The organism is Nocardia yamanashiensis (assembly GCF_021183565.1).
GTDB lineage: Bacteria > Actinomycetota > Actinomycetes > Mycobacteriales > Mycobacteriaceae > Nocardia > Nocardia yamanashiensis.
Genome location: NZ_CP089226.1, coordinates 6,813,036 through 6,826,995 on the forward strand (window position 1 = coordinate 6,813,036; position 13,960 = coordinate 6,826,995).

Here is a 13,960-nt window from a genome sequence, read left to right on the forward strand (position 1 = left end):
CATGAAGGTGCAAGGTAGACGGGGACTCGAATGCTGAACAACGGTGCGATGATCGCGGACCGGTACCGGCTGCAGCGGCTGATCGCCACCGGCGGCATGGGTCAGGTCTGGGAAGCGCTCGACACCCGGCTCGATCGCCGGGTCGCGGTGAAGGTGCTCAAGGCGGAGTTCTCCGCGGATCCGACCTTCCGGCATCGGTTCCGGACCGAGGCGCGGACAACGGCGCAGCTCAATCACCCCGGTATCGCGGGGATCTACGACTACGGCGAGACCCTGGACCCGTCCGGTGGCGAAACCGCCTATCTGGTCATGGAATTGGTGCAGGGCGAACCGCTGAACGCGGTGCTGAACCGGTTGAACCGGCTCTCGGTCATGCAGGGCCTGGACATGCTGGAGCAGACCGGGCGCGCGCTGCAGGTGGCGCACGCCGCGGGCGTGGTGCACCGGGATGTGAAGCCCGGCAATATTCTCGTGACGCCGACCGGTCAGGTGAAGATCACCGACTTCGGCATCGCCAAGGCGGTGGACGCCTCCCCGGTGACCAAGACCGGCATGGTGATGGGCACCGCCCAGTACATCGCGCCCGAGCAGGCCACCGGTGAGGACGCGACCGCGGCGTCGGACGTGTACTCGCTGGGAGTGGTGGGCTACGAGGCGCTTTCGGGCGCGCGGCCGTTCACCGGCGACGGCGCGCTGACCGTCGCCATGAAGCATGTGCGCGACACCCCGCCGCCGCTGCCCGCGGATCTGCCGCCGAACGTGCGCGAGCTGATCGAGATCACCATGGCCAAGGATCCGGCCCAGCGCTACACCAACGGCGGCGAATTCGCCGACGCGGTGGCCGCGGTGCGCTCGGGCCGCCGGCCGACCCCGCCCGGCGGGATTCCGGCGGTGCCGCCCACCGGCGCCACCCGGGTGCTGCCGCCCGGACCCACCATGATCATTCCGGGGATGCGGTCCGATCAGGCCACCACGCGCTATCCCACCCCGCCGCAGCCCATGCGGCAGCCCGGCCCGCCACCGCAGTCCACCGGCGAGGGCCAGACCGTGCTGCTGTCCGGCGCGCAGCAACCGGTCGGTCCGGCCACCATCGCCCCGCTCGCCGGGGACGAGGGCGGCGGCCGGTTCACCAATAACCAGAAGGCCGTCGCGGGTCTCGGCGTGGGCGCGCTGATCCTCGGCGCCGCGGCCGCGTTCGTGCTGCTGTCGAGCAATACCTCCGAGACGCCGACGCCCACCAAGTCCAGCGCCGTGGTGGTGCCGCCGGTGGTGCCGTCCACCACGACCACGGTGCCGCCCACCACCACGCGCGAGAAGCCGGTGGTGCCGACCTACGAGCCGCCGGCCACCACCTACGAGCCGCCGCCGACCACGGTGCCGCCCACCACCGAGCCGCCGACCACGGTCCCCAAGACCACGACCAAGGCGCCGACCACCACGAAACCGGTCGAACCGACCACAACGGCCGGGGCGGGTTCGACCACCAAACCGAAGCCGCCCACAATCGAACTGCCCACCGGATTCCCGTTCCCGGGGGGCAACGGAATACGTGGTCAGAGCAACAACTCACTGCCCCTGCCCGAGCAAGGACTGCCATGACGACCCCGAAGAATCTCTCCTCCCGCTATGAGCTGGGCGAGATCATCGGGTTCGGCGGTATGTCCGAGGTGCACCGGGCGCGAGATCTGCGGCTCGGCCGGGACGTGGCGATCAAGGTGCTGCGCGCCGACCTGGCCCGCGACCCCACCTTCTATCTGCGCTTCAAGCGCGAGGCGCAGAACGCGGCGGCGCTGAACCATCCGGCCATCGTGGCCGTCTACGACACCGGCGAGGCCGAGGTCGACGGCGGGCCGCTGCCGTACATCGTGATGGAGTACGTGGACGGCGACACGCTGCGCGATATCGTGCGCGGCAAGGGGCCGCTGGCGCCCCGCCGGGCCATGGAGATCATCGCCGATGTGTGTGCGGCGCTGGACTTCTCGCATCGCAACGGCATCGTGCACCGGGATATGAAGCCCGCCAACATCATGATCAATCGCGCGGGCGCGGTGAAGGTGATGGACTTCGGCATCGCGCGGGCCATCGCCGACAGCTCGAATCCGATGACCCAGACCGCGGCCGTCATCGGCACCGCCCAGTACCTCTCCCCCGAGCAGGCGCGCGGCGAGCAGGTGGACGCGCGCTCGGACGTGTACTCGGTCGGCTGCGTGCTCTACGAAATCCTCACCGGCGAACCGCCTTTCACCGGTGATTCACCGGTCGCGGTCGCCTACCAGCACGTCCGGGAGGATCCGCGGCTGCCGTCGCACGTGCATCCGGGCGTGCCGCGCGAACTCGATTCGGTCGTGCTCAAGGCCATGAGCAAGAACCCGGCCAACCGGTATCAGACGGCGGCGGAGATGCGCGCCGACCTGATCCGGGTACTGGGCGGGCAGAAGCCCACCGCGCCCATCGTGATGAGCGATCAGGATCGCAACGACTTCCTCGACGACGATCTGCCGCCGCCGCGCAGCTACCGCACCGTCGAGCGCCGCGACGACACCACCGAACAGGAGATCGTCGAACCCGGGCGCTCCCGCCGCACCGCGCTCATCGCGGGCGGGGCGGCGGCCGCGGTGGCCTTGATCGCCGCCCTGCTGTGGGTGCTGGTCGGACCCGGCGCGAGCCCCGACCAGGTGACGGTGCCGGAACTGTCCAACAAGAATTCGGCGCTGGCGCAACGGGATCTGGAGAAGGCCGGCTTCAGCGTGGCTATCCAGGAGAAACCGGACAGCAAAGTGGCGGCGGGCAATGTGATCGCCACCCAGCCGCTCGGCGGCTCCCGCATCGACAAGGGTTCGACCGTCACCCTGCAGGTGTCCACCGGGCCCGCACAGGTCGTGGTGCCGCGCCTGGCCGGGCTCAGCCAGCAGCAGGCCGAGCAGAAGCTGAATTCCATCGGGCTGCAGATGAACCCGGATGTGAAACGGGAAGCCTCCAGCGCCGAGGACAAGGACAAGGTCACCAGCCAGATTCCGGGCGAAGGTCAGAAGACCGACTCCGGCGGGCAGGTCACCGTCACCCTGGGCTCCGGGCCGGAGAAGGTCCGGGTGCCGGATGTGGTGGGGCAGAACATCGATGTGGCGCAACCGAATCTGGCAGACAGCGCCGGATTCAAGGTGAACATCCAGGAAGTGCCGAACTCGCAGGCCAAGGGCACGGTCATCGCCACCAATCCGGCGGCGGGGACCATGGCGGACAAGGGCTCCACGGTGACCGTGCAGGTCTCCACCGGGGATCAGATCACCATGCCGAGCCTGATCGGGCTGACGCCGTCGCAGGCCGCGGACGCGCTGCGGCAGAAGGGCTGGAACGGGCAGATCACGCAGGGGCAGCAGAGCACGCTGAACACCGGCGAGGTCGGGCGGATCGTGAGCCAGCAGCCGACGGCGGGATCGTCCATCGGGAAGACGCAGACGGTGACGATCACGACCGGGGTGCTCTCGCTCGGCCCGCCGTGATCGGTCATTCGTAAACGTGAAGGCCGCGTTCCCCACCGGGAGCGCGGCTTTCGTCGTTTCAGAGCTTCAGATGCCGGTTCATCGACATGGCCTCGTCGGCGAGGTCGGGTAGTTCCACGACCTCGACGCCGTGCTCCCGGAGTTTCTCCACGCCCACGCAGTTGACCACGAAGGTGCCGGGTTCGCGCCAGGCGATGACGACACGGCGGATACCGGCTTGCAGGATGCGATCGGTGCAGGGCGTTCGGTCCGTGCTGCCGCGCACCGAACACGGTTCGAGGGTGCTGTAGATGGTGGCGTGGCGCAGCCGCGGATCGCCGGGTGCGAGCTTGTTCAGCGCCGATTCCTCGGCGTGCACCTTGTCGTCGGTCTCCCGCGACCAGCCGTGGATGATCTCCACGCCATCCGCGCCGACGATCACCGCGCCCACCGAGAAGGCGGTCTCACTCGGCGGGCACAGGCGCGCCAAGCCGATGGCGTGCCGCATCCAGCCACGGTCCGAACGCAATTCGTCAGACATCCGACTCCTCCTTCGGCAGATAGCGCAGCAGTGCGATGTCACCGATCCGGCTGACGTCGGCCAGGTGCATCCGATGGTTGGGGCCGCCGGGGAAGGCGCCGGGACCGAGGAAGCGCGGAGCGGCCGGATCGCCGACCACCAAAGGGGCTACGGCCATTCGTATTTCGTCGGCCAGCCCGCCGGCGAGGAAAGCGGTGTGGATGGATCCGCCGCCCTCCACCATGAGCCGTCCGACATGGCGTTTGCCGAGGTCGTCGAGCAGCGCCCCGAAACCGATTGCCGCGCCCAGGGATACGACGTCCGCCACGCCGGCCAGGGCGTCGCCGAGCTTGGCCGCCCCGGAATCGGTGGTGTAAACCAGTCTTTCGCCACCGCTGTGCCAGAATTTCAGCCCGGTGTCGAGATCCCCGCGCGCCGTGACGATCACCCGCAGCGGATACGCGGGCTTACCGTCCGCCACTCGCCGCAAGCGCCGATCCGCGCTGTTGACCAGCAGCCGCGGATTGTCCCGACGCAGGGTCTCCGCACCGATGAGGACGGCGTCGGACTCGGCGCGCAGGGCGTCCACGCGATCGAAATCCGCCGCGTTGGAGAGCAGCAACCGGTCCGGGGACGCATCGTCGATATAGCCGTCGACGCTGACCGCCACCGACAGCAGCACGTGCGGACGCGCCGATCCGCTCATACCAGTGCCGCGACCTCCGCCTCGAGCGTCCGCACCAGGCCCTCGTCGGGCCGCTGCCCGCACACGCCCAGCCAGTTCGCGAGCATGCGGTGCCCGCCCTGGGTGAGCACCGATTCAGGATGGAACTGCACGCCGTGGATGGGCAGCGTGCGATGCCGCAGTGCCATCACGATGCCGGATTCGGTGCGGCCCAGCACTTCCAGCTCCGGCGGCATGGTCTCCTCGACCACGGTCAGCGAGTGGTACCGGGTGGCGGTGAACGGATCCGGCAGCCCCGCCAGCACGCCCGCGCCGATATGGAAGACGTCGCTGGTCTTGCCGTGCAGCAGTTCGGGCGCGCGGGTCACGGTGGCGCCGAACGCCTCCCCGATGGCCTGATGTCCCAGGCACACCCCGAGCAGCGGGGTCTGGTGCCGGGCGGCGGCGTGCACCAGATCGATGCTGCGGCCCGCGCGATCCGGCGAACCCGGACCGGGGCTGATCAGCACGCCGTCGAAGTCCTTCACGACCTGATCCACATCCGCGAGCTGTGCGTCGTCATTGCGCCAGACCACGGCTTCGGCTCCGAGCTGCCCGAGGTACTGGACCAGGTTGAACACGAAGCTGTCGTAGTTGTCGACAACGAGTACACGCATACGTCGAGAGTAGTTGGCGCGGTTGCCGAAGTCGCACGCAATACCGCCGACATGCGCCCCGACCACGCTTTCCCCAGCGTTGGCGGGATAATGTGACTGAGACTGCACGCCGAAACCGAGGACATAATGCCCAAGTCGAAGGTCCGGAAAAAGACCGATTACACGATCAACCCGGCCAGCCGCACGCCTGTACGCGTGAAGGCGGCCGGTCCGTCGCCGGTTTGGTACGTCACCATCATGCTGGGCTTCATGCTCGCGGGGCTGGCCTGGCTACTGGTCTACTACCTGGCCGCGGAGCACATCACCTGGATGAACGATCTGGGCGCGTGGAACTTCCTGATCGGATTCGGCCTGATGGTCGTGGGTCTGATCATGACCATGCGCTGGCGGTGAGTGCCTTACATCATTGTTATTCATACACACCTGTGGATGACCTTGTGGACAACTCGAGGAGAGAGTGGGGACAGTGACATCGACCGACTCCCGGCTCGCGTGGTCCACACCTCCCGCCGCCCTGATCGCCTGCACGGTCGGCGGTGTGGTGCTGGCCGTGGCCGCCGTGCTGTCGCATGACAGCGCCGGAAAAGTACTGATCGGCCTGGCCGCGCTGGGCCTGCTGGCCCTGGCCGGAATGGGATTCCGGCAGCGACCGCGGCTCGCCGTCGAACCCGGCACGCCCGCCCCGCTGGTGATCGGCGGCCTGTCCGGGCCGCGCCGCTACACCGCCCAGCAGGTGCTGCGCGCCCGCGTGGTCTATTACCGCCGGCTCGGCCGCAAGATGCCCATGCTGGAACTGGATGTGAACCACGACGGGGACGAGAAGCTCATCGTCTTCGGCCGCTGGGATCTGGGCGAGCGCCCCGAGGAAGTCCTCGACACGCTCCGCGCCCACATCGGTTAGTTCACCAGCACGTTCGGGGCCGCCAGCACGATCACCAGCACCTCGAGCAAAGCCACCGCGGCGACCGTCGCCCAGCCGATGATCGAAGCCGTGCGCAGGTCACGCGCCTTCAGCCAGCCCGGCAGATAGAGAATCCCGGCGCTCGCGACGGTGCCCGCCAGCAGGCCGCCGAGATGTCCCCAGATGGAGATGCCCGGCACCGAGAAGGTGATCACCAGGTTTATCAACAGCAGGACCAGGATCTGGGTGAGGTTCTGCCGGGTCCGCAGCATGACGATGGCCACCGCGCCGAACAGGCCGTAGATCGCGCCCGACGCGCCCGCCGAGGCCGTCAGCGCGGACGAGAACAGCACGGTCGCGGCCGAACCGCCCAGCAGCGACACCAGATACACGGCCAGGAATCGCACCCGGCCCAGCGCGATCTCGCAGTAGGGGCCGAGCACGTACAGCGCGAACATGTTCACGGCCAGGTGGATGATGCCGTAGTGCAGGAAGCCGGCGCCGAGCGCCCGCCACCACTCCCCCTCGATCAGGCCCGGGATCAGCACCCAGTCGAAGAACAGCTGGGAGTTCTGGTTGTCCATGACGCTCTTGGCCTGGATCGCCGTGGCGGCGAAGACCAGCACATTGATCGCGATCAGCCCCCAGGTGACGTACGGCTGCGGGCGCTGCTGCCCGACCGCCATCCCCGCCGCGTTGCGCACCGGCCGCACGTCGTTGCGGCCCTGTTGATAACACTCCACACAGTGCTGCCCGACGGCCGCGGGGGTCAGGCATTCCGGGCAGGCCGGGCGCCCGCACCGGGTGCAGGCCAGACCGGTCGGCCGGTCCGGATGTCTGAAGCAGGTCGGTGCGGGCTGGTACGGATTCATGTGAATTCTCTTCGGGTCGGGCCGGATTCAGGAGATGGTGATCCCGGAGATCACAACCTCGTCCTTCGGGCGATCGTTGCGATCGACGGCGGTCGCCCCGATCTCGTCCACCACCTTGCGGGAATCCGGGTCGATGACCTCACCGAAAATGGTGTGCTTGCGATTCAGCGTCGGCTGCGGGGCCAGCGTGATGAAGAACTGCGAACCATTGGTCGCCGGCCCGGCGTTCGCCATGGCCAGCAGGTACGCCCGATCGAACCGCAGCTCCGGATGGAACTCGTCCTTGAACTCGTACCCCGGCCCGCCGCGCCCGGTCCCGGTCGGATCGCCGCCCTGAATGACGAAACCCTCGATCACCCGATGGAAGGTGCTGCCGTCGTAGAACGGTCCCGAATCGGTGCCCGACGCGTTCGGCTTGGTGTACGGCGCGGAGCCGTCCGCCAGACCCAGAAAATTCCGGACCGTGCGGGGAGCGTGGTTACCGAAGAGCGAGATCTTGATGTCACCGTGGTTGGTGTGCAGCGTGGCCACGGCGGTCTGATTCGGTGAGGTCACGCGCACCAGCCTAGGTCCTGCCCCGCGACCACCCGCCACGGCAGGCCGACCGGTGCCCGCAGCCCAGGCCACTCCTTTCCTGGGGGTTTGGGGGCGTAGCCCCCAAGACCTAGCGTCAGCGTGTGATTTTCTGCCCGATTTCGGGCACGTAAGTTGTCGAAACCGCTTGGACAAGGCAGGCTCGACCGAGTGAATGACGGGGTTCCGGTCGATCTGGTCCGCCATGTCGCGGCCTCCACTGGTTTACCCAGCGCGGTCGCGGCCCGGGTGGTCGCGGACATCGTCGGATACTTCGACGAAACCGCCGAGCAGTTCGTGCGCCGCAGACATGCCGAACTACAAGCCCGCCAGGTCCGCAATGCCGAAATCTGGCAACGCCTGGCGGCGGAACTCGCGCAACGCCCGGTCGCGGCCCCCGACTTCACCGAACGACAACTGCGACGCATCGTCTACGGGTGAGGAGTCCGTCCCGCAATGTGTGGAATCGTCGGATACATCGGGCATCGGGAAGCTGTTCCGGTCCTATTGGAGGGCCTGCACCGGCTCGAGTACCGCGGCTACGACTCCGCGGGCCTGGCCGTCCCGCACCGCGGCCGGCTGCGCATCACCAAAACCCAGGGCCGCGTCCAGGACCTGCGCAATCGCGTGGACGCCGAGGGCGCCCGCCTGCGCGGCAATGTCGGCATCGCGCACACCCGCTGGGCCACCCACGGTGAACCCAGCGACGCCAACGCCCACCCGCACACCGACGGCTCCGGCCGGATCGCCGTGGTGCACAACGGCATCGTGGAGAACGCCGAACAACTCCGGGCGGAACTCACCGCCGCCGGGGTGGAATTCCTCTCCGACACCGACACCGAGGCCATCGCGCATCTGATCGCCGCCGCCCTCGACGACGCCGAGTCCCTGGAAGACGCCGTGCGCACCGCGCTGTACCGCGTCCAGGGCACCTACGGCCTGCTGGTGCTGGACGCCCGCCGCCCCGACGAGCTGGTGGTGGCCCGCAACGGCTCCCCCATCGTGCTCGGCGTCGGCGACGGCGAGATGTTCGTGGCCTCCGACGTGGCCGCGCTGGTGCACCACACCCAGCGCGTGGTGTTCCTCGACGACGGCGAGCTCGCCACCGTGCGCGCGGGCGAATTCCGCACCAGCACACTGGGACTCGAGGCGCGCCGCACCGACAAGATTCCCACCACCATCGATATGGCGGCCGAGGACTACGCCCTCGGCGGCTACCCGGACTTCATGGCCAAGGAGATGGCCGAGCAGTCCGAGGCGGTGCGCCGGGCCCTGCGCGGCCGGCTGGACGAGCGTTTCGCCACCGCCGTGCTGGGCGGGCTCAATATGGACGCCCGCGAACTGCGCGGCATCACCAAGGTGGTGTTCCTGGGCTGCGGCTCGGCGTACTACGCCGGACAACTGGGCGCGCAGCTGATCGAGGAACTGGCCCGCATCCCCGCCACCGCCGAACCGGCCTCGGAATTCCGCTACCGCAATCCGGTGGTCGATCCGGACGCCCTGTACATCGCCATCAGCCAGTCCGGCGAGACGCTGGATACCCTTGCGGCCGTTCAGGAATTACAGCGCAAGGGCGGCCGGGTGATCGGCGCGGTGAACGTGGTCGGCAGCGCCATCGCGCGCGAGTGCGGGGCGGGCGTGTTCCTGCACGCCGGACCGGAGGTCTCGGTGGCCTCGACCAAGGCGCTCACCAATATGACCGTGTCGTTCGCCATGCTGGCGCTGCTGCTGGGCCGGGTGCGCGACCTGTCGGCGGCGTCGGGCGAGCGCATCGTGAACGGCCTGCGCGCGCTGCCCGGCGCCATCGAGGCGGTGCTCGCCGACGAACGGCACATCGCCGACGTGGCGGCCCGATATGCCAAGGCGCGCAGCATGTTCTTCATCGGCCGGGTCCGCATGTGGCCGGTGGCGCGCGAGGGCGCGCAGAAGCTGAAGGAGATCTCCTACATTCACGCCGAGGCGTATCAAGGCTCGGAGCTGAAGCACGGTCCGCTCGCGCTGATCGACCCGGAGATGCCGAGCGTGGTGCTGGTGCCGGACGACGAACTGCTGCCCAAGAACATCACCACCATCGAGCAGATCAAGGCGCGCGGCGGGCCGGTCATCGCGGTCACCAATGCCGATATCCCGGATGGCTTGGCGGACGCGGTGATTCGTGTGCCCAAGGTGGGGACCGAGCTCGACCCGATCATCCTGACGATTCCGCTGCAGCTGCTGGCGTATCACACCGCGATCGCCCTGGGCCGCGATGTGGACAAGCCCCGCAATCTCGCCAAGAGCGTGACCGTCGAATAGTCGCGTTGATGCGCGAATTCCATTGCTGTGCCACAGTGGTCGGATGGAGCTGGGGACGTTTCGGAAATGGACAATCGCGGCGGCTCTAGTGGCGGCGGTGGGTGGCGTGGTGGCGATTTTCGTGAGTCGCCGACCCCAGCCGCCCGCACCGGCCGCGGAACCGCCGCGCCTGGGTTACTCGCGCAACGGTTCCGCACCGAGCTTGTCAGCGGCTCACTAAGGGGGTCCGGGGGCCTAGCCCCCGAAACTCCCCGTCAGCGGCTGACGGAACGCTTGTACTGACGCACCGCGAGCGGTACGAACACGACCAGGATGCCCACGACCCACATGAGGGTCGTGGCCACCGGATGCCGCATGGACCAGGTGTCCGCGGGCGGGAAGGCCGGGCTGGTATTGCCGAACAATTGGCGGCACGCCTCGGTCAAGGCCGACACCGGATTCCATTCCGCGAACAGCTTCAAAGGCGCGGGCAGCTTGTCCAGCGGCACGAAGGTGTTCGCCAGGAAGGTCAGCGGGAAGATCACCATGAAGGTCGCGTTGTTGAAGACCTCCGGCGCCCGCACCATCAATCCGAAGACCGCCATGATCCACGAGATCGCGTAGGCGAACAGCAGGAGCAGCAGGTACGCCAGCACCGCGTCCAGGAACGACCCGCGAATCCGCCAGCCCACCAGCAGCCCCGCCAGCGACATCACGACCAGGCTGACCACATTGATCACGACGTCGGCCGCGGTCCGCCCGATCAGCACGGCGGCCGGCTCCATGGGTAGCGACCGGAACCGGTCGATGATCCCCTTCTGCATGTCCTCGGCCAGGCTGAGCCCGGTGAAGGTGCCGCCGAAGACCACGGTCTGCGCGAAGATGCCCGGCAGCAGGAACTCCCGGTAGCCGCCCTCCAGCCCCGGCACGTCGATGGCGGTACCGAACACGTACGCGAACAGCAGCACGAACATGATCGGCGATAGCGTGGTGAAGATCAGCACGTCGGGTACGCGCTTGATCTTGATGACATTGCGTTTGGTGATGGTCAGGCTGTCGTTGACCAACATGACCGCGCGCTGGGTGAGCGACGGTTTGGTGGCGATGGCCATGGTCGCACTCATCGGTTCTGCCCCTCCTTCGCCAATTCGCCCTTCCCGGAACCGTTCACCAGCTCCTCGGCCTCGTGCCCGGTCAGCGACAGGAACACATCGTCGAGCGAGGGCCGGCGCAGGCCGACATCGTGAATGGCCACTTCGTGTTTGGTGAGCTGCCCGATGGCGTCCACCAGCGCCTGCGACCCATCGTTTACCGGCACGATGATCCGGCGCAGGCCCGGCTCCAGCCGGATCTCGCCCTGCGCCAGCCCCTCCAGGGCCTGTCGCGCCACCGGCAGCGAATCCACATGGTCCACAACGAGTTCGATGCGGTCGCCGCCGACCATGGCCTTGAGTTCGTCGGAGGTGCCCTCGGCGATGACCTTGCCGTGGTCGATGACGGCGATGGAGTCGGCCAGCCGGTCGGCCTCCTCCAGGTACTGGGTGGTGAGCAGTAGCGTGGTGCCGCCCGCGACCAGTTCCTCGATGACGTCCCAGAGATCCAGGCGCGCACGGGGATCCAGGCCGGTGGTGGGTTCGTCCAGGAACAGCACCGGCGGATTGGCGACCAGCGCGCCGGCCAGGTCGAGCCGCCGGCGCATACCGCCGGAGTAGCCCTTGACCGGGCGGTCCGCGGCATCGGAGAGCCGGAAGCGTTCCAGCAGCTCGCGGGCGCGTTCCTTACTGCGCGCCACCCCCATGTGGTACAGCCGCCCGACCATCTCCAAATTCTCGAAGCCGGTGAGGTATTCGTCGACCGCGGCGTACTGGCCGGAGGTGCCGATGCGGGAGCGCAGCAGCTGTGGATCCTTCAGGACGTCCACGCCCGCGACGGTGGCGCGGCCGGAGTCCGGGATGAGCAGGGTGGTGAGGACCCGCACGGTGGTGGTCTTACCCGCACCGTTGGGGCCGAGCAGGGCGGTGACGGTTCCTTCCGGAACGGTGAGATCGAGTCCGTCGAGTGCGACCAGACGGCCGTACTTCTTGACCAGACCCTCGGCGACTATTGCGTCGGGCATGACTCTCCTAGGGGCTTTGAACTGCGGAAATACTGCCGAACAAGACCGGACATCATGGGCCAGTATTGCCCAATTCGGGCAAAAAAGTCATGGGGTTTCCGCGAAGCGCGCACAGGCTTTCCGGTCACGCCCCGATCCTCGCACCGGGGTACGACACTTTCTCCGTCAAAAAATCTTGGAACGCCATGCCCCGATGGCCACACAAAAGGTCTTCGTCGCGTAGGATCGATTTCGTCGGCCCCTCCCCCCCGGGCCGACCTACGCGGGCCTCGGCTAACTCCCCCCCTTCGCCGAGGCCCGCCCCCATATCTAGACCAGGGGGCGAATCACATTGCGGCGCAACACATGCCCGTGCAGCCGGTTGATCCCCTTCACCCGCACGGTCGCCAGATGCCGCAGCTCGAATTCCGGATCGTCGGCGATGGCATCGGCCGCGCCGTCGTCCACCAGCACCGTGCCCGGACGCGCCACACCGGTGAGCCGCGCGGCCACGTTCACCACCGACCCGTACAGGTCCCCGAACCGCTGCAGCACCTCGCCGTAGGCCAGTCCGACCCGCAGTTCCTGGGTGACGCCGTGCGAGGCGGTGGCAGCCTCCTGCACCGCCAGCGCGATGCGCGCGCCGTCCTTGGCGGTATGGGCCGCGAACATGACTTCGTCGCCGACGTTCTTGATGACCCAGCCGCCATTGGCCACGATGGCATTGCTGGTGGCCGTCTCGAACGCCTCCAGCAGGGCGGACAATTCGTCCGGCTCCAGGTGCCGGGTGAGGCGGGTGTAGCCGACCATATCGGCGAATCCGATGGCCATCACCCGGATGGTGTCGCCCGCGACCGCGCCCTCGTCCAGCGACCGCGCCAGCGCCGCGTCCAGGTGCCGCCGCCACGCATACCGTTGCAGCGCTTCGAATTCGCCGATGACCGCCTCGGTGGCGTCCCGGGCCACCTGCTCGGGATCGGCGCCCGGATTCGCGCGGGTGATGGTGGCGATGCGATCCAGGATCTCCTCGGCCACCAGATCCACCTGCCACTCCGCCAGCCGCGCCATGGACCGGCCCAGCGTGCGCGCGGCAGTGGTCTGCCGATGCATATCGGCGGAAGCCAATACGTGCAATTTGCTGAAAGTCTTGGCGGCCTCGATATCGGAGTCGCTGTATTCCAGCGCGTCGTCATCCGGATCGGCCGGGAAACCCAGCGACACCCACAGCCGGCGCGTCATGGAATTCGGCATACCGGTGAGCTCCGATACTTCCCGCCGGTTGTACTTGCGCGAACCACCGAGCAGGAACGGCTCCACCACGGACTGAACGAGTTTCGAGATCTCAGTGGACGCCATGATCGCCACCTTACGGGCAGATCCTGAGGGAAATCGGCGTGATGTTCCGTGTCACAGCCGAAAGAAGTGGAGCCTAGGGGAATCGAACCCCTAACCCCTGCCTTGCAAAGGCAGTGCTCTGCCAATTGAGCTAAGGCCCCTGATCCGGGAGAACCCGGAAGCCTGAAATCAGCGGGTGGTGACCTCGTGCCAGAGGTCCGCGTCGCTGCGCTGGCGAAGTTTGCTGATTCCGAAGATCACCGCGGCGACGAGGCCGATCGTGAGGAGAAATTTCATGAATCCCACCCTACTGTGATGTTCGGGAGTGGGCCTAGGAGGACTTGAACCTCCGACCTCTTCGTTATCAGCGAAGCGCTCTAACCGCCTGAGCTATAGGCCCTCATCGTCGGCTCGAGAGTTTCTCTCGGGCCGCGCAGAAGATTACCGCAAGACTCCTGCGATAACCAAAACGCCAGGTCAGAGAACTCTCCTGGGCTCTCGGGGGCTTCGCCCCCGAACCCCGCCGGAAGGGGCGTGGGGGCCTCCCGTCACACCGCCGAAAGCGAAAGG

At 67.6% G+C, this 13,960-nt stretch carries 15 protein-coding genes and 2 tRNA genes; 6 read left to right on the forward strand and 11 right to left on the reverse strand.

Features of this window, described 5'->3' with window-relative positions; genetic code table 11:
• Nucleotides 1–30 precede the first annotated feature (30 nt).
• Complete coding sequence (locus LTV02_RS31400; RefSeq protein WP_233035344.1) at nt 31–1,599, forward strand: protein kinase domain-containing protein; 1,569 nt, start codon at nt 31–33, stop codon at nt 1,597–1,599.
• Nucleotides 1,596–3,500 carry a Stk1 family PASTA domain-containing Ser/Thr kinase gene (gene pknB, locus LTV02_RS31405; protein ID WP_067717884.1) on the forward strand — a complete coding sequence of 635 codons (1,905 nt, stop codon included), beginning with the start codon at nt 1,596–1,598 and terminating at the stop codon, nt 3,498–3,500. The genes LTV02_RS31400 and pknB overlap by 4 nt, the downstream gene beginning before the upstream one ends.
• Before the next feature lie 58 nt (nt 3,501–3,558).
• Here pknB and LTV02_RS31410 read toward each other — a convergent pair whose 3' ends face one another.
• From LTV02_RS31410 to LTV02_RS31420, 3 genes are read right to left on the reverse strand one after another with little or no spacing between them, the layout of a single operon-like run.
• Nucleotides 3,559–4,020: a deaminase gene (locus tag LTV02_RS31410; RefSeq protein WP_233035345.1), complete on the reverse strand. Its 462-nt coding sequence runs from the start codon at nt 4,018–4,020 to the stop codon at nt 3,559–3,561.
• Nucleotides 4,013–4,705: a RibD family protein gene (locus LTV02_RS31415; protein ID WP_233035346.1), complete on the reverse strand. Its 693-nt coding sequence runs from the start codon at nt 4,703–4,705 to the stop codon at nt 4,013–4,015. Before LTV02_RS31415 ends, LTV02_RS31410 begins: the two co-directional genes overlap by 8 nt.
• A complete protein-coding gene (locus tag LTV02_RS31420) occupies nt 4,702–5,340 on the reverse strand; it encodes an aminodeoxychorismate/anthranilate synthase component II (protein WP_233035347.1) in 639 nt (212 codons plus the stop codon). Before LTV02_RS31420 ends, LTV02_RS31415 begins: the two co-directional genes overlap by 4 nt.
• Nucleotides 5,341–5,466: 126 nt before the next feature.
• Between LTV02_RS31420 and crgA the strand changes: the two genes are divergently transcribed.
• Both crgA and LTV02_RS31430 read left to right on the forward strand, forming a co-directional pair.
• The gene (crgA, locus tag LTV02_RS31425; RefSeq protein WP_067717872.1) at nt 5,467–5,733 is read left to right on the forward strand and encodes a cell division protein CrgA; all 267 of its coding nucleotides are present in this window, start codon (nt 5,467–5,469) and stop codon (nt 5,731–5,733) included.
• Between the two features lie 73 nt (nt 5,734–5,806).
• The gene (locus LTV02_RS31430) at nt 5,807–6,241 is read left to right on the forward strand and encodes a PH domain-containing protein (RefSeq protein ID WP_233035348.1); all 435 of its coding nucleotides are present in this window, start codon (nt 5,807–5,809) and stop codon (nt 6,239–6,241) included.
• On the opposite strand, the gene LTV02_RS31435 is transcribed toward LTV02_RS31430, so the two are convergent.
• The gene (locus LTV02_RS31435) at nt 6,238–7,113 is read right to left on the reverse strand and encodes a rhomboid family intramembrane serine protease (RefSeq protein ID WP_233035349.1); all 876 of its coding nucleotides are present in this window, start codon (nt 7,111–7,113) and stop codon (nt 6,238–6,240) included. The genes LTV02_RS31430 and LTV02_RS31435 overlap by 4 nt on opposite strands.
• Before the next feature lie 27 nt (nt 7,114–7,140).
• Nucleotides 7,141–7,668, reverse strand: coding sequence for a peptidylprolyl isomerase (locus LTV02_RS31440; RefSeq protein ID WP_233035350.1), 528 nt, complete (start codon nt 7,666–7,668; stop codon nt 7,141–7,143).
• A 189-nt stretch (nt 7,669–7,857) separates the two neighbouring features.
• Here LTV02_RS31440 and LTV02_RS31445 point away from each other — a divergent pair, with 189 nt between their 5' ends.
• Both LTV02_RS31445 and glmS read left to right on the forward strand, forming a co-directional pair.
• Nucleotides 7,858–8,127 (forward strand): hypothetical protein, encoded by a 270-nt coding sequence (locus LTV02_RS31445; RefSeq protein WP_233035351.1) that lies wholly within the window; start codon nt 7,858–7,860, stop codon nt 8,125–8,127.
• Between the two features lie 15 nt (nt 8,128–8,142).
• A complete protein-coding gene (glmS, locus tag LTV02_RS31450; RefSeq protein WP_067717863.1) occupies nt 8,143–9,981 on the forward strand; it encodes a glutamine--fructose-6-phosphate transaminase (isomerizing) in 1,839 nt (612 codons plus the stop codon).
• 254 nt (nt 9,982–10,235) lie between these two features.
• On the opposite strand, the gene LTV02_RS31455 is transcribed toward glmS, so the two are convergent.
• The 6 genes from LTV02_RS31455 to LTV02_RS31480 form a co-directional block, all read right to left on the reverse strand.
• Nucleotides 10,236–11,072 (reverse strand): ABC transporter permease, encoded by an 837-nt coding sequence (locus tag LTV02_RS31455; protein ID WP_067718324.1) that lies wholly within the window; start codon nt 11,070–11,072, stop codon nt 10,236–10,238.
• 8 nt (nt 11,073–11,080) lie between these two features.
• A complete protein-coding gene (locus LTV02_RS31460) occupies nt 11,081–12,076 on the reverse strand; it encodes an ATP-binding cassette domain-containing protein (protein ID WP_067717860.1) in 996 nt (331 codons plus the stop codon).
• Between the two features lie 309 nt (nt 12,077–12,385).
• Nucleotides 12,386–13,414 carry an adenylate/guanylate cyclase domain-containing protein gene (locus LTV02_RS31465; RefSeq protein ID WP_233041774.1) on the reverse strand — a complete coding sequence of 343 codons (1,029 nt, stop codon included), beginning with the start codon at nt 13,412–13,414 and terminating at the stop codon, nt 12,386–12,388.
• A gap of 64 nt (nt 13,415–13,478) precedes the next feature.
• Nucleotides 13,479–13,551 (reverse strand) — tRNA-Ala (locus LTV02_RS31470).
• Between the two features lie 28 nt (nt 13,552–13,579).
• Complete coding sequence (locus tag LTV02_RS31475) at nt 13,580–13,687, reverse strand: DLW-39 family protein (RefSeq protein ID WP_218028421.1); 108 nt, start codon at nt 13,685–13,687, stop codon at nt 13,580–13,582.
• 29 nt (nt 13,688–13,716) lie between these two features.
• Nucleotides 13,717–13,790 (reverse strand) — tRNA-Ile (locus tag LTV02_RS31480).
• Between the last annotated feature and the right edge of the window lie 170 nt (nt 13,791–13,960).